14 protein-coding genes, 1 other RNA gene and 1 pseudogene are annotated in these 15,458 nt (G+C 62.9%); 10 read left to right on the top strand and 6 right to left on the bottom strand.

The window, feature by feature from the left end:
- Positions 1-244: 244 nt before the first annotated feature.
- Positions 245-1,624: a serine hydrolase gene (locus FJ930_RS17300; RefSeq protein ID WP_141839330.1), complete on the top strand. Its 1,380-nt coding sequence runs from the start codon at positions 245-247 to the stop codon at positions 1,622-1,624.
- A 23-nt stretch (positions 1,625-1,647) separates the two neighbouring features.
- Here FJ930_RS17300 and FJ930_RS17295 read toward each other — a convergent pair whose 3' ends face one another.
- From FJ930_RS17295 to FJ930_RS17275, 5 genes are all read right to left on the bottom strand, one after another.
- Positions 1,648-1,956 (bottom strand): HigA family addiction module antitoxin, encoded by a 309-nt coding sequence (locus FJ930_RS17295; RefSeq protein WP_140743371.1) that lies wholly within the window; start codon positions 1,954-1,956, stop codon positions 1,648-1,650.
- An 8-nt stretch (positions 1,957-1,964) separates the two neighbouring features.
- Entirely contained in the window at positions 1,965-2,261 is a 297-nt protein-coding gene (locus FJ930_RS17290) for a type II toxin-antitoxin system RelE/ParE family toxin (protein ID WP_141839328.1), read from the bottom strand.
- Between the two features lie 146 nt (positions 2,262-2,407).
- Positions 2,408-3,073: a class I SAM-dependent methyltransferase gene (locus FJ930_RS17285; protein ID WP_141839326.1), complete on the bottom strand. Its 666-nt coding sequence runs from the start codon at positions 3,071-3,073 to the stop codon at positions 2,408-2,410.
- Positions 3,070-4,368, bottom strand: a complete 1,299-nt coding sequence (locus tag FJ930_RS17280; RefSeq protein WP_141839324.1) for a DUF3419 family protein — start codon at positions 4,366-4,368, stop codon at positions 3,070-3,072. Before FJ930_RS17280 ends, FJ930_RS17285 begins: the two co-directional genes overlap by 4 nt.
- 158 nt (positions 4,369-4,526) lie before the next feature.
- The gene (locus FJ930_RS17275; protein ID WP_141839379.1) at positions 4,527-8,279 is read right to left on the bottom strand and encodes a hydantoinase B/oxoprolinase family protein; all 3,753 of its coding nucleotides are present in this window, start codon (positions 8,277-8,279) and stop codon (positions 4,527-4,529) included.
- A gap of 188 nt (positions 8,280-8,467) precedes the next feature.
- Here FJ930_RS17275 and FJ930_RS17270 point away from each other — a divergent pair, with 188 nt between their 5' ends.
- From FJ930_RS17270 to FJ930_RS30515, 7 genes and pseudogenes are all read left to right on the top strand, one after another.
- On the top strand, positions 8,468-8,674 hold the full coding sequence (locus FJ930_RS17270; protein WP_140608067.1) for a hypothetical protein: 207 nt from the start codon (positions 8,468-8,470) through the stop codon (positions 8,672-8,674).
- Between the two features lie 160 nt (positions 8,675-8,834).
- On the top strand, positions 8,835-9,554 hold the full coding sequence (locus tag FJ930_RS17265; RefSeq protein ID WP_141839322.1) for a DnaJ family molecular chaperone: 720 nt from the start codon (positions 8,835-8,837) through the stop codon (positions 9,552-9,554).
- Positions 9,551-10,306: an N-acetylmuramoyl-L-alanine amidase gene (locus FJ930_RS17260; RefSeq protein WP_141839320.1), complete on the top strand. Its 756-nt coding sequence runs from the start codon at positions 9,551-9,553 to the stop codon at positions 10,304-10,306. Before FJ930_RS17265 ends, FJ930_RS17260 begins: the two co-directional genes overlap by 4 nt.
- Positions 10,307-10,517: 211 nt before the next feature.
- Positions 10,518-11,237 (top strand): lytic transglycosylase domain-containing protein, encoded by a 720-nt coding sequence (locus FJ930_RS17255; RefSeq protein WP_141839318.1) that lies wholly within the window; start codon positions 10,518-10,520, stop codon positions 11,235-11,237.
- 65 nt (positions 11,238-11,302) lie between these two features.
- Positions 11,303-11,701, top strand: an RNA gene (gene rnpB / locus FJ930_RS17250) — RNase P RNA component class A.
- 158 nt (positions 11,702-11,859) lie between these two features.
- Positions 11,860-12,144 (top strand): type II toxin-antitoxin system ParD family antitoxin, encoded by a 285-nt coding sequence (locus FJ930_RS17245; RefSeq protein WP_150829157.1) that lies wholly within the window; start codon positions 11,860-11,862, stop codon positions 12,142-12,144.
- Positions 12,141-12,293, top strand: a pseudogene (locus FJ930_RS30515) (type II toxin-antitoxin system RelE/ParE family toxin); the annotation flags it as partial. The gene FJ930_RS17245 and the pseudogene FJ930_RS30515, both read left to right, overlap by 4 nt.
- Before the next feature lie 149 nt (positions 12,294-12,442).
- Here FJ930_RS30515 and FJ930_RS17235 read toward each other — a convergent pair.
- Positions 12,443-13,558 (bottom strand): cystathionine gamma-lyase, encoded by a 1,116-nt coding sequence (locus tag FJ930_RS17235; RefSeq protein WP_141839314.1) that lies wholly within the window; start codon positions 13,556-13,558, stop codon positions 12,443-12,445.
- 409 nt (positions 13,559-13,967) lie between these two features.
- On the opposite strand from FJ930_RS17235, the gene mraZ reads away from it, so the two are divergent.
- Positions 13,968-14,441 (top strand): division/cell wall cluster transcriptional repressor MraZ, encoded by a 474-nt coding sequence (gene mraZ, locus FJ930_RS17230; RefSeq protein WP_140743349.1) that lies wholly within the window; start codon positions 13,968-13,970, stop codon positions 14,439-14,441.
- Complete coding sequence (rsmH, locus tag FJ930_RS17225; protein WP_141839312.1) at positions 14,438-15,454, top strand: 16S rRNA (cytosine(1402)-N(4))-methyltransferase RsmH; 1,017 nt, start codon at positions 14,438-14,440, stop codon at positions 15,452-15,454. Before mraZ ends, rsmH begins: the two co-directional genes overlap by 4 nt.
- Positions 15,455-15,458: the final 4 nt, after the last annotated feature.

Raw genomic sequence — 15,458 nt, 5'->3', positions numbered from 1 at the left:
GTGCACTGACGGCCGCCGACCGGTCGAGCCCCCTCCAGGCGATCGCCCCACAGCATCGCCTGGTATCTCCTTTTTTGCATGTCGCTGCCCCAGAACCGTTGCGAAGTTTGGGCGACACACTCCCTGTGATCGCCGATCATGGTTGATAATCCGTTGACGGCGCTCGACAAGAGACCCGATTTTGCGGAAGCAATGACGGCAAATCGATGACATAAGAGCCGGGCGAAAGCCGGGGAGGCAACACATGCGGATCGTGGTCAAGTTCGTGAGATGGCTGCTTGGCCTGATCGTGCTGGCGGTCGTCGCGCTGATTGCGTGGCTCTATATCGCGCCGCCTGAACTCATCCGTGTCGGCTCCGGCTATTCGGCCAAGATCGTCTGTTCCAATGTCTTCATTGCCGGGCGCGATGCCAAGGAGGTGCTTGCCGTCGACGTACAAGCGCCCGGACACCCGTTGCTGCGGCTGATGCGGGTGGCGGTCGACAAGAACCGGAGCACGGTTTCAGCCGGACTGCTCGGCTTCCTCGGTAAAAGCGTCGCCGTCTCGCGCGAAGGGCTGGGCTGCGCTTCGGTTCCCGATGGGGATGTCGGCAAGGCGCGGCGCACGGCAATCCGTACCGAACCATCCCCGACCAATCAGGACGCGCTGTGGCCCGAGGGCGAGCGGGTCGATGCCTCGCGGAACCCCGAAGTCTCGAAGATCATCGGCGATGCCGCGATGGCCGGCACCGGCATGCGCGCGATCGTGGTGGTCAAGAACGGCCGCGTCGTCGCCGAACGCTATGGCGAGGGTTTTTCAGCCAAGACGCCGCTGCTCGGCTGGTCGATGACCAAGACGGTGAACGCCGCTATCGTCGGCACGCTGGTCAAGGACGGCAAGATGGCAGTCGACAGCAAGAGCCTGTTCGGACCTTGGAAGGCGGACGGCCGTGCCGCCGTCAGCCTCGCCGACATGATGGCGATGTCGAGCGGGCTGGAGTTCAACGAGGACTACGGCGACGTCGCCGACGTCACGCGCATGCTCTATCTCGAACCCGACATGGCCGGCTTTGCTGAATCAAAGCCGCTGGCGGGCGATGTGGGCAAGGTGTTCTCCTATTCGAGCGGCACGGCGGTGATGCTGTCGCGGCTATGGCAGGACGCGATCGGCGACAAGGCCAAGGCGCTGACATGGCCTCGCACGGCGCTGTTCCAGCCGCTCGGCATGCACAGCGCGGTGCTCGAAACCGATGAGCAAGGCACTTTCGTAGGCTCGTCCTATCTTTATGCCACCGCGCATGACTGGGCCCGCTTCGGCCAGTTCCTGCTGCAAGGCGGGGTGTGGAACGGCAACCATGTGCTGCCGGTGGGCTTCGTCGACTGGATGCGCGAGCCGGCGCCTGGCTCAAAGGTCTACGGCAAGGGCCAGTTGTGGATCGAGGCGCCCGGCGATGAGGAAAATCCCGGTGCCGGTGTCGCGGCGGGCTTGCCCAAGGACACATATTGGATGGAAGGGCACGACGGGCAAACGGTCGCCATCATACCGTCGGAACAGCTCGTGATCGTGCGGCTCGGTCTGACGCCGGCCAAGCTTGGCTATCGGCCTCAAGCGATGGTGGGAGCGCTGATGAAGGCGCTGCATTAAGCCGCGCCCGATTGTCGTGTCATCTACGCTGCTGTCGCCAAAGGCTTGGCACGATCGACGCGCGCTCTCTCGATGGGCGAATTCATGACTTGCCAGAGATCGCTACGGCGCTGCACGTTCAGCCAGAAGTCCGGGCTGTTGCCAAACACCCGAGCCAGAATGAGCGCGGTCGCTGCGGTCACGTTGCGGCGGTCATTGCACAATTCGTTGACATGCTTGCGCTGAACACCCATCGCCTCGGCCAAAGCCGCCTGTGTCAGGCCGAGCGGTTGCATGAATTCTTCTGTGAGGATTTCACCAACCGTTGCTGGCTTGCGCGTGGTCGTCAACATATGTCACCTCACTTATAGCTATGGTCGTCGAGATAGATATCCGCCGCCTCACCGCGGCCGCCGTCCCACCGGAAGATCAGCCGCCATTGATTGTTGATGCGGATTGAATGAAGGCCATCGAGATTGCCACGCAACTTCTCGAAATGATTGCTGGGCGGCACACGCAAATCCTGATCGGTCATCGCGTCATCAATCATCTGGAGTTTACGGAATAGCCGTCTTTCGAGATCGGACGGAATGTTGCGGGAATGGGTATCTTCCACGAAGAACGCCCGCAGCCATTCGTCTCGAAATCCGACGATCACTCCGCATTCCTCCCAAGCGGAGATAATGTACCACTCCTTGGGTCAGATCGCAATCTGTTTCGGATGGCGACCCGATCGCGTCCTCGAGGTCCCGGGGGGTATCAGGGGCCGGCTACCAACAGCGATGGCCGGCAATTTACCTGATGTCAGTGGCCGAGCTTGACAATCGCAAGCCAGGCATAGCCGCGATAAAGCGTTCTGAAATGGAAGGTTGCGCCGGTTCGCTCAGCTTCCGATTCAAGGACGTCCCGCAACGAGTCACGCGGCGTCACGTGGAATTTCCTCAGCCAGCCGCGCAGCAGCGACCGGAACCAGCGCGGCAGGCCTTCCTGCTGGCCGAAGTCGACGACATGCAGAGAACCCTCGGGCGAAAGGGCGGCGAGCGCCGCCGACACCGTTTTTTCCCAGCCGGGGATCATCGACAGCGAGTATGAAACGAACACGCGGTCGAAGGTGGCCCGGCCGAACAGCGCGCCGGAGTTGAACTCCGTGGCGTCGCCCTTTGCCAGCTTGACGCGCCCGGACAGGCCTTCACGGGCAATTGCGGTGTCGGCCGTCTCCAGCATTTCAGCTGAAATATCGAGGCCGAAGAAGCGGGCATCGGGAAAGCGACGGGCGGCGAGGATGATGTTGCGGCCGGTGCCGCAACCGAGTTCCAGCACGGTGCCGCCGGCTGGAACGTCCAGGCCGTCGATCAAGCGGTCGCGTCCGAGCAGATAGTATTTGCGGGTCAGGTCGTAGATGTGGCGCTGCCAGCGGTAGACGCCGTCCATCAGCTCGGCGTGGCTGGCCGGCAGCTCCGTCGCGCTCATGCCGCGCGCTTCACATAGAGGTGGAAGCCGCCATAGATGGCGGAACGATCGCGGGCCGAGAATTCGCGTGACGCCTCGTTCTGATAGTCCCATTGGTCGAGCAGCGAGGTCGAGACGCGGCCCGGCAGCAGGCTGGGCTCGGCGGCGGTGCGGAAGATGACGCGGGCGCCGGCGGAAGCCGTGCGGGTGATCTCTAACCACAGCGCGTTGAGCTGGTCGTCGGTCATCCAATCCTGCGCGTCGAGAAGGATGAATCGATCAACGGCGCCGGCATCCTTGGCGGCGAGGAACTCGATCAGGTTGGCATGGTGGATGGCGACGCGATCGACATTGCCACGGATGGTGTCGTAGTTCTGTTTTTCCAAATAGGCGGGCAGGGCGGCTTCACCTGGATTCGGATAGCGCCGCGCAAAAGCCTGCCAGGCGAAATAGTTGTTTTCCAGGGGGAAATCACAAGCAAGCTTTTCCAGCCGGGCCTTCAGCACGCTGGCCATCGAGCCGTCGCCTGAGGTGATCAGGGAATCATATTGCGCCGGCGGAATGCCGAGGCCGAACAGTGAGGCCTTGCGCGAGGTCGCCCATTTCAGGAGCTTCTTGTCGAAGATCGGAGCCAGCTCCTCGTTGAAGAAGCGGCGCTGTTCGCCGATATTCCTGGCTTCCATCATGCGGGCCGGGTTGACACCGAAGAACTTCGCCGTGCGGTGACCCATGGCGATGAACAGGCCGAGCAGGCCGGTCTGGTAGAAATTGCGGTCGAAAACCGCGATGCGCCTGATGCCGCGCCAGTTGCGGCGTTCCCAATAATGGCGGCTGACCGGATCGAGATGCGGGGCGATGAAGCGGTCGTAGGCTTCCGAATTGTGGCTGGTGTCGGCGGCGCCGAAGAAACGGAACAGGTCGCCCTGCGAGGGCAAGCGGCGCACCGCCTCCAGCTTCATGCGGTTCAGCGCGATGTGCGCGGCGTTGAGGTCGACCGCGTCGACCCTTGCTGGCGAGCGCGTGAGGTAAGCCAGGATGTTGCAGCCGCCCGAGGCGATGGTGACGACGCGGTGGCCCTTGCCGAGCTGCATGGCTTCCATGTCGACATCCGGGTCTTCCCAGATCTGAGGATAGACGAGGCCGGAGAAGAGGAAGGCGAACAGCCGTTCGGAGATGCCGGCTTTCGAAAGCGGGCGGTTCTGGTAGACGGCTTTTCCAACTTCCTTGCCGCGCCGAAAAACCAGATCTGCGGAAACGTCCGTCATGGCAAGGTGATTCCCCATTTGCTTTGGCGCAAGCGGGTAGCGCAGGGTCATGACAAGCCGGTGACAGTCGGAAGCATCGATAATTCTACTGCGACGGTCATCTGACGCGGCTTTCTGCGCTTCCGGTGCTCACGGACCTAGTGTCCGCTCCGCTCCGGTTCTCGACAGCCATGCCATCTGACTCGCCGCAGCGAATTCTGGATGCTTCCTTACAGCCTGCCGAACCCGCCCGGCGTCGGCGTCGTCAGGATGACGGCATCGCCCGCGTCGAGCACGGTCTGGTCGCAGGCTTTGAGCACGTCGATCGCGCCGTCCTTGCGGCGGATCTTGGTCGAGCCGACGTTGCCGTTGCCGCCGCCGTCCAGCCCTTGCGGCGGGCGGTTGCGGTGCGAGGACAGGATCGCGCATTCCATCGTCTCGAGAAAACGGATCGTGCGCCTCGTGCCGTCACCCGCATTCCACTTGCCCTTGCCGCCGGAGCCTTTGCGGATGTGGAAATCCTCCAGCACCACGGGAAAGCGCAGTTCCAGAACCTCAGGATCGGTGAGGCGCGAATTGGTCATATGGGTGTGGACGCCGGAGGTGCCGGCAAAGCCGCGCCCAGAGTTCATGTGCCCGGCCGGCGAGCCGGAGCAGATCGTCTCGTAGTACTGATATTTCTTGTTGCCGAAGGTCAAGTTGTTCATCGTGCCTTGCGCATTGGCCATCGCGCCCATGGCGCCGAACAGCGCATTGGTGACATGTTGCGAGGTCTCGACATTGCCGGCGACAACGGCGGCAGGATAGGCGGGCTTCAGCATACAGCCATCGGGAATGACGATGTTGATCGGCCGCAGGCAGCCGGCATTCATCGGGATCATGTCCTCGACCATGACGCGGAAGGCGTAGAGCACGGCGGCACGGGCGACCGGTTCGGGCGCATTGAAGTTGTTCTTCATCACCGGGGACGTGCCGGTGAAGTCGACGGTCGCCTCGCGCTTCTGCCGGTCGACCGATATCTTCACCTTGATGACCTGGCCGGTGTCAGTGGGATATTCATAGGCCGATGTGACGGGCAGCCGCTCGATCACCCGCCGCACGCTCTCGGCGGCGTTATCCTGGACGTGGCCCATATAGGCCTCGACGACATCGAGGCCGAAATGCGCGACCATCTTGCGCAGTTCGGCGACGCCTTTCTCATTGGCGGCGATTTGCGCCTTAAGGTCGGCGATGTTCTGGTGCGGGTTGCGGGCCGGATAACGGTGGTCGGTCAGCAGCGTCTGCAATTCCTTCTCGCGGAATTTTCCGCGGTCGACGATGCGGAAATTGTCGAACAGCACGCCTTCCTCGTCGACCGTGGTGGCAAGCGGCGTCATCGAGCCGGGTGCGGTGCCGCCGATGTCGGCGTGATGGCCGCGTGAGGCGGCCCAAAAAAGGATATTCCTTTGAGCATCGTCGAAGACCGGCGTCACGACGGTGATGTCGGGCAGATGCGTGCCGCCATTATAGGGTGCGTTCAAGGCAAAGACATCGCCAGGACGGATGTCGCCGGAGTTCAACCGGATGATGGTTTCGACCGAGCGATCCATCGAGCCGAGGTGCACCGGCATGTGCGGCGCGTTGGCGGCCAGCGCCCCGGTGTGGTCGAAGACGGCACAGGAGAAATCCAGCCTTTCCTTGATGTTGACGGAGTAGGCAGTGTTCTGCAGCGTCACGCCCATCTGCTCGGCGATCGACATGAAGAGATTATTGAAGACTTCGAGCATCACCGGATCGGCTTCGGTGCCGAGCGCGGCGGCGCGCGCTTTTCTTTCCGTTCGGCGGATCACGACGTGATTGAGGTCGGTGATTTCAGCCTGCCAGCCCGGTTCGACGACGATGGTCTGGTTCGGTTCGATGATCAGGGCGGGGCCTGCCACCCGATCCGACGTGCGCAGGTTTTCGCGACGGTGGACGCCAGCTTCATGCCACCTGCCTTCCGTATAGATGCGCCGGGTTTGGGAAGCGCCGATCTTATCCTTCGCAGGTCCGGCGGGTGCATGGGCTTCGGCGCTGTTTTCGGCGATTTCGGTGCCTTCGACCCCAACCGTCTCGACGATCATCGGCTTATCGTCATAGACGAAGCCGAATTGCGCCTTGTGGGCGATTTCGAAATCGCGCTTGGCCTGGAAAATCGAGCCGCTTTCGAAATTCACCGGCAGCGTCGTATCGGTGCCGTCATAGCGAATGTGCAGCACGGGCCTGGTGGCAACCGCATCCTCGGCGATGCCTTGCGCTGCGAGTTCGGCGATAACGGCTTTTCTCAACGTCGCGATGAGACCGCTGATCTCTGTCCTGGAGTCCTCGGCAAGCGGCTTGAGCAGCGCCTGCTGGCGCGAGGCAAAGACCGATGCCAGGCCAATGCCATAGGCTGATAGAAGGCCGGAGAAAGGATGGATCAGCACGGCTTCCATGCCAAGCGCGTCGGCGACGAGGCAAGCGTGCTGACCTCCGGCGCCGCCGAAGCAGTTCAGGAGATATTCGGTGACATCGTAGCCGCGCTGCACCGAAATCTTCTTGATGGCATTGGCCATGTTCTCGACGGCGATGGTGATGAAGCCTTGAGCGACGGCCTCGGGCGAGCGGCCGTCGCCGATTTCGGCGGCAAGTGCCTCGAATTTCGCGCGCACCGTTTCCAGATCGAGCGGCTGGTCCTGGTCGGGGCCGAAGATGGCCGGGAAGAAATCGGGCTGCAGCTTGCCGAGCATGACGTTGGCATCGGTAACCGCAAGCGGGCCGCCGCGCCGGTAGGCGGCGGGGCCTGGATTGGCGCCCGCGGAGTCCGGTCCGGCGCGAAAACGGCCGGCCTCGTAGTGCAGGACCGAGCCGCCGCCGGCGGCGACGGTGTGGATGCGCATCATCGGAGCGCGGACGCGCACGCCGGCGACTTCGGTGTCGAAGGCCCGCTCGTACTCGCCATCATAGTGGGCGACGTCCGTGGAAGTGCCGCCCATGTCGAAGCCGATCACCTTGTCGAAGCCGGCGAGCTTCGCCGTCTCGACCATGCCGACGACGCCGCCGGCCGGACCCGACAGCAGCGCGTCCTTGCCCTGGAACATGTCGGCGGCGGTGAGGCCGCCAGAGGACATCATGAACATGAGGCGCGGGCCTTCCCTCCCCCTCGAGGGGAGGGTGGCGGCAAAGCCGCCGGGTGGGGTCGGTTCGACTGGGTGCGACGTTCTGGCGGTGCCTTCTGAGATGACCCCCTCTGTCGGCTTTGCCGACATCTCCCCCTCGAGTGGGGAGAAGACGCCGAGCTCTCCCGCCACCCTTTGCACATAGCGCGACAGGATGGGCGACAGATAGGCGTCGACCACGGTGGTGTCGCCGCGGCCGACCAGCTTGATCAGCGGCGAGACTTCGTGGCTGACCGATACCTGGCTGAAACCAAGCTTGCGGCAGACCTTCGCCACCGCCTTCTCGTGATCGGGGTATTTCCAGGCATGCATGAAGACTATGGCGACCGCATCGATGCCATCGGCTTTGGCCTGCTCGATCGCTGGCCGGCAAGCAGCGATGTCGAGCAGCCGTTCGACGCAGCCATCGGCGAGCACGCGTTCGTCAATCTCGAGGACGCGCTCATAGAGCTGTTCGGGCAGGATGATCTCCTTGGCGAAAATGTCGGGCCGCGCCTGGTAGGCGATCCTGAGCGCATCGCGGAACCCCTTGGTGACGAGCAAGAGCACGCGGTCGCCCTTGCGCTCCAGAAGGGCATTGGTGGCGACGGTGGTGCCCATCTTGATGTCGCCGATCAGACCCGACGGCATTGCCGCGCCCGGCGCAACGGCAAGCAGATCGCGAATGCCCTGGATGGCGGCATCGGCATAGGCTTCAGGGTTCTCCGAAAGGAGCTTGCGCGGATGCAGCCCACCCTTCGGGTCCCGGCCGATGACGTCGGTGAAGGTGCCGCCGCGATCGATCCAGAAATCCCATTTTGCGGCCATGGCGGCTGTCTCCGGCATTTTTCGTTTCCAGCTTTCGTTGTTAATCCGCCGCGACGCCGGCAGCAACGTTGGCCACATCCCGTTGCTGTTACACGCCGAAATGCAACGTTACGAAACTCATGGCCGTGTGACGCATTTCCCCTGCGACCGTTCACCGCAATGTGAGCGTTTGTTGAAGGAGAGATGTCATGAAAAAGCTCATTCTTGCTTCTGTGTCCGCTCTTGCCCTGTTGGGCGTCGCGGCCTGCAGCGACAGCGGCACTGACAAGACCACCACCCAGAGCACCAATCCGCCGCCTGCCGAGCAGCCCATGAAGCCCGCGGCTCCGGCCGATAAATCGACCAAGCCCGCCGAGCCGGCTCCGGCAACGCCTGCTCCTGCGCCCGCGCAGTAGTTCGTTAAGCAGTAAGAGTGTCTTGGGAGGAAGGGCCGGCGTCTCGTCGGCCTTTTCTTCGTCAGGGCACCTGTGGACCGGCAAATGCCAGTCTTCCACAAGCGAGGCCATGGCCGTTATTGGCTTGATAGCGGGGACCGGTTCGCTTTAAGAAGCGGCCATGTCGATTTGGGACCGTCTCGGAGATTTCATCACACGGGTATCGTCGTCAGCTTCGTCGGGCGTGGCCGACGTCGTCGAGGCCGTGCGCACGGTTTTCTCCGGGGATGCGGACCTGCGCCGGCGCGTCGCCTTCTCGGTGGCGATGATCGCGCTTTCGGCAAAGATGGCCAAGGCCGACGGCATCGTCACCCAGGATGAGGTGCGGGCCTTCCAGGAGATATTCGAGGTGCCGCCAAAGGAGACGCGCAACGTTGCGCGGCTCTATGACTTGGCCAAACAAGACGTTGCCGGTTTCGAAACCTATGCCGAGCGCATGGCCCAGCTTTGCGGCTCCGGCCATTCGAACTGCGCAATGCTGGAAGACATACTCGACGGCCTGTTCCACATCGCCAAGGCCGACGGGCTGATCCATGAGCGCGAAGGCCAGTTCCTGCACCGCATCGCCGAGATTTTCCGCATCGACGAGGCGCATTACGAATCGATCCTCGCCCGCCACGTCAATCTCGGTGCCGCCGACCCCTATGTCGTGCTGGGCATCGAGCGCGGCAAGCCGTTCGAGGAAGTCAGGAAGCGGTATCGCAAGCTGGTTTCCGACAACCATCCCGATCGGCTGATCGCGCGCGGCCTGCCGCAGGAGTTCATCAAGATCGCGACGACCAGGGTCGCGGCGATCAACGCCGCCTATGAGATGATCGAGCGGGGCCTGCGGCACGCATGAGCGGCTTCCTGCCCGACGAGCCAAGCGCCGAGGTCAGGGTATCGCCGAATTTCGGGCCAAGGCGCGACACGCTGAAGCCCGACATGATCGTGCTGCACTATACCGGCATGGCGACAGGTGCGGGCGCGGAAGCCTGGCTGTGCGACCCGGCGAGCGAGGTTTCCTCGCACTATCTCGTCCATGAGAATGGCCACGTCGTGCAGATGGTCAGGGAAAGCGATCGCGCCTGGCACGCCGGCAAGAGTTCCTGGTTCGGACGCACCGACATCAACTCCTGCTCGGTCGGCATCGAGATCGTCAATCCAGGGCACTCGCTGGGTTATCCCGGTTTTCCCCGGCGCCAGATCGACGCGGTCATCGGCCTATGCCGGGGGATCATCAGCCGCCATGCTATCGCGGCCGAGCGGGTTCTGGCGCATTCCGATGTGGCACCGGGTCGCAAGATCGATCCGGGTGAGAAGTTTCCCTGGGCAGTGCTGTTCGAGGCCGGTGTCGGCCATCTCGTGCCGGCCGCCCCTATGAGGCGCGGAGCCGCGCTGAAGCCCGGCGACAGCGGGGCTGATGTCGAGGCGCTGCAGTCGATGCTGGCGCTCTATGGCTACGGCGTTGAGATATCAGGTACTTTTGACCATCAGACACAGAACGTCATCGAGGCTTTCCAGCGGCATTTTCGGCCGCGCCGGATCGATGGGACGGCAGACGGGTCGACGGTGCGTACGCTGGAAAGGCTGCTTGCTTCCGTCCGGAGGTGACCCCGGGTCAAGGTGCCGTCCAAGTAATCCTTTTCGCTGTTAGGTTACAAACTGTCACTTAAAGTGACTTGCCCCGCCTTCATTGCCGCCAATTCGGGCTTCAAAGGGCAATTCGTACAGTTTGTCGGACACCTAACCCCCCGGATGTTCCGACGTTAATCAAGCAATCCCGCGCGAAAATCTTCGCGTGGTCCAGACAGAACAGGATCTCATGCAGAAATTGACCGTTGTAACGGCAGCTCTTGCTGCCGGCGTAATGACTCTTGCCTTCAGTGCGGCCAACGCCGCGCCGGTAAGCCCACGGGCCGATCAGGGGCTGGTCGCGGTGAGTGCCAAGGGCAAGGTCATTCCGACCGAAAGCAGCAAGAGCGCCAAGGCGGTGACGAAGCAGCCTTCGGCGAAGGTGGAAAAGGCAAGCTGGTCCAAGGCAAAGAGATCCGCAGCCAAAAGGCGGACGAAGCGTAGCCGCAAGACCATCGACATGACGACGACGGCATCGATCGGCCTGAGGAATGTCGCCGCGTCGACCGCGGCGGTGGCCAGTGGCGGCCAGTATTCGGCGATCGTCGCCCGCTACGCGGCGAGCTATGGCGTTCCTGTTTCACTGGCTCAAGCCGTCATCAAGATCGAGAGCAACTATCGGCCGAACATGGTTGGCAGCGCCGGTGAGATCGGCCTGATGCAGATCAAGCCGGCAACAGCGCGGATGATGGGCTACAACGGCTCGGCCAAAGGGCTGTTCGATCCCGACACCAACATCAGATACGGCATGAAGTATCTCGCCATGGCGCGGGATCTCGGCGGCGGCACCACTTGTGGCACGATCCTGAAATACAATGCGGGCCACGGCGCGACCCGGATGAACCCGGTGTCGGCGGCCTATTGCAGCAAGGTCAAGGTGCAGTTGGCCGCTGTTGGGGCGCCCGCATGAGAAGAACTGGCCGCAACCGGCTTTTTCGGTTGCGTTTTGCCGGCTGAACCCCTTTATACGCCCAGCCAGCTGGCTGGGCGGCCGCACCCGCAAGCGCCGAAAGGCCGTGGGTGAGGAAAGTCCGGGCTCCATGGAGACACGGTGCCGGTTAATGGCCGGCGGGGGCGACCCCAGGGAAAGTGCCACAGAAAGCAAACCGCCACGATTTATCGTGGCAAGGGTGAAAGGGTGGGGTAAGAGCCCACCGCGCGACTGGCAACAGGAGCGGCACGGTAAACCCCACCGGGAGCAAGACCGAATAGGGGCGGTGCGAGGGGAAACCCTCGAGGGCTGTTTCCGGCTCACCGTCCGGGTAGGTTGCGTGAGGCGCATGGCAATATGCGTCCAAGATGAATGGCCGCCACGTTCTCGTCCCGCAAGGGGCGAGGGCCATACAGAACCCGGCTTACAGGCCGGCTGGCAGTTTCTCCCCGAGAAATCAGCAGGTTGCGCCGTCCGGCGCGCCTGTCGATTCAAGTCTCTTGTTGCCTCATTGATTCCGTCAACACCGTGCAGGATGGCCTTCCTTGAAAATGGTACGATTAAATCGTACCATACCTGTGAACGGAATAAGGAGCCACTCATGGGCCAGGTCGACAAACGTAGCATTACGCTTTCGCCGGAACTGGCGGCAGCTGTCGATGATGTCGTCGCTGCCGGCGAGTATGCGTCGGCAAGCGAAGTAATCCGCGATGCGCTCAGGCAGTGGAAGGATCGTCGCGATCTCTTCGGCTACACGGTGGAGGAACTGCGCAAGCTGGTGCAGGAAGGGATCGACAGCGGGCCGGCGCTGGTGGGACCACCAATCCTCGAACGCGTGCGTGCCAAATATCTCAAGATGGCTGAGGCAAAAGGCCTTGAGGAGTGAAATACCGGCTGCTTCCTCAAGCGGCGGTCGATCTCGAAGGGGTTGGTGACTATATCGCCAGCCACAATCCCAATGCCGCGGTCCGTTTCGTGGACGCCTTGGAAAGACGATGGAACTTACTCACCCTGCATCCTTTCTCAGGGGCGCCGCGCGAGGACATCGCGCCGGGCATCCGCCATCTGGTCGTCGGCGAATACCTTACTTATATCGAGTTACTGACGACGCGATCGAAATTCTTCGCGTGCTGCACGGCCATCGCAAGATCGAAGCCGACGATCTCGGGTCGTGATCAATCCGCTCACCCGCTGATCTTGTCCAGCGAGGCCTCGATCGCTTTCCAGAGTTCCTCGACCGGTTCACAGCCGACCGAAACGCGGACGAAACCTGGCGGCACCGCATCGCCGCGCTTCAAGCGCCGTTCGGCCGAGGTATGGACGCCGCCAAAAGATGTCGCCGCCTGCATCAGCTGGCAATTGTTGATGAAATCCTCGGCCTTCTCCTCCGAGGCGAGTTCGAACGAGATCAGAAAGCCGAAACGTTCCATCTGGGCGCGGGCAAGATTGTGCGACGGGTCGCTTTCCAATCCGGGATAGCGCAGGCCGCTTATCGCTTTGTGGCCCTGCAGCCGTCGCGCGATCACTTCCGCCGAGGAGCACATGCGGTCGAAGCGTATGTCGAGCGTCTCCAAGCCGCGATGCACCAGCCAGGCTTCGAACGGCCCGGGAATGCTGCCTGACACCTCGCGCCAGCCGGTCACGGCAGTGATGATATCCGCATTACGGCTGGCGACATGGCCAAACAGCACGTCGGAATGGCCATTGGGGGCCTTGGTGTCCGCGGCCACCACGACATCGGCGCCGTGGTCGAGGGGAAGCTGGCCAAAGGGCGTCATTGTCGTGTTGTCGATCGCAAGCAGCGTACCCGCTTTGTGAGCGGCCGCGGCGACCGCTGCTATGTCGCAGATGTCCAGCCCCGGATTGGCGGGGGTTTCGACGAAGGCAAGCCGATAGCCATCGAAGCCTCCATCGAGGAAGGTGGATGTCGGGCGGACATCGTAACTGATGCCGAAAGGCCTCAGGAAACGGTCGGCCAGCGCCCTTGTCGTGTGATAGCCGTCCGACGGCAGCAGAATACGGTCGCCAGCCTTGAGCAGCGCGAAAAACACCGAGCAAATCGCGGCCATCCCCGAGGGAAAGGCCACGCAAGGCGCGCCTTCCAGATGAGACAGCATGTGCTCGACGGCAGCCCATGTCGGGTTGCTGAAGCGGCCATACTGATCGTAGCCGGTGGCATCGCCGGGCGAGTGGTAGATGGCGGCCATGGTCAGCGGCAGGGGGATCGGGTCGCCCTTTGCGAGCCCGCTGTTGCGCAGATGAGGAAGTGCTGCGGCGCGTGTGTTCGCTGATTCAGGCATCGATTCTCAAACCCCTTGGTGACCGGTCGGACGCGCGCAGACGCTATGCCCGGCAGCCGTTCGCGGCAAGGCGCGTCCGGTTGGGCCAGGCGGCTCTAAACGCTTCGTTAGGCTTAATGGATCATAAAGATGAGACGTGCCGTAGCGGCTGCTCTGATTGGCCGCGGCGCGCGTGTTTGTGAAGCTTATTCCCGTTGACGCCCATAGTGCCCCATGATATCCCATTCAAACACTCAAGCCTTCGTTCCGTGTCAGGTTAAAGCGTACGCCAATCGGGCAGCCGCGGCGGCTGCGCGTTTGCCGGCTTTTGCCTGTTTGGACGGGGTGAGTGCGGGGCAGGGAACGCGCTGCGGCGGCGCGTGCGACACGATGAAGAGGGGTGCGGCGGCGCAAGCGGCTGTAACGTGTGATGGACCGGTTTCTGTCGAACACGGTGAGCAGGATCGATGCGAAGGGGCGGGTGTCCGTTCCGGCGCATTTCCGTGCTGTCGTGCAGAAGCGCGGCTATTCGGAACTCTACGCACTGCGCTGTCTCGACCTGCCGGCGATGGACGTCGGCGGGCTCGATCTTCTCGATCGTTACGAGCAGCGCATCGCTCAGGAAGATCCCTTCCTGCAGACGGCGGACGACATGTCGTTCTTTTGCCATGGCGACGGAGCATTCCTGAAACTCGATCAGGATGGCCGTATCACGATGACCGATTTCATCCGCGAGCACACCGGCATCTTGGCGGAGGTGGCCTTTGTAGGCCGTGGCAATTTCTTTCAGATCTGGGAGCCGGCACGGCTTGCCGCCTACGGGGCGCAGGCGCGGGCCAGGCTTTTGCAGCTTCGGCAGGGGACGAAGGCTCACGAGGCCAAGGCTGGGGAGCGACCGGAATGACGGCGGGCCACGGCGATGACCTTCACGCCGTTGGCGGATCGGTCCGCCACATTCCGGTCCTCCTTGGCGAGGTGCTCGCGGCGCTGGCGCCGGCGGAGGGCGACATCATCATCGACGGCACGTTCGGAGCCGGCGGTTACACGAAAGCCATTCTGGCGACGGGCGCTTCCGTGGTCGCGATCGACCGGGATCCCGATGCGATCGCGGCCGGACGCGACCTGGAGGCACAGTCGGGCGGCAGGCTCCGGTTGGTGCAGGCGCCGTTCTCGACGCTGGACGAACATGTCGAAGGGGCCGACGGCATCGTGCTCGACATCGGCGTGTCCTCGATGCAGCTCGACCAGGCCGAACGTGGATTTTCCTTCCGTACCGACGGGCCGCTCGACATGCGCATGGCGCAGGCTGGCCTCAGCGCCGCCGATGTCGTCAACAGCTTCAAGCCGGGCGACCTTGCCCGCATCTTCGGCTTCCTCGGCGAGGAGCGTCATGCCGGCCGCATCGCCCGCATGATCGAGGCACGCCGCGAAAAGCGTCCGTTCGAGCGCACACTCGATCTCGCTGACGCCATCGAGACGCATATCGGTCGCGCGCCGAAGGACAAGATCCATCCCGCCACCCGCGTCTTCCAGGCGCTGCGCATCTTCGTCAATGACGAGCTTGGCGAATTGGCCAAGGCCCTGTTCGCGGCCGAACGCGCGTTGAAACCGGGCGGACGCCTCGTCGTGGTGACGTTCCATTCACTGGAAGACCGCATCGTCAAGCGCTTCATCGCCGACCGCGCCGATGCCGCCAGCGGCTCGCGCCACATGCCCGAGGCGCAGGCGCGCAGTGCCACCTTCCGTAAGGCCGGTGGCGGCGTGACGCCCGGCGACGCCGAGATCGCGGCCAATCCGCGCGCCCGCTCGGCCAGGCTGCGCGCCGCGATCCGCACCGAGGCTCCGGCGCGCGCCGGCGATTTTTCGATCTTCGGCCTTCCAAAACTTCCCGGTATCGACCGGCCGGGGGAGAGGTAAGCAC

The organism is Mesorhizobium sp. B2-4-15 (genome assembly GCF_006658505.1).
GTDB lineage: Bacteria > Pseudomonadota > Alphaproteobacteria > Rhizobiales > Rhizobiaceae > Mesorhizobium.
Note: the sequence above shows the minus strand (reverse complement) of the source record. Positions and strands in the feature narration are given on the sequence as shown.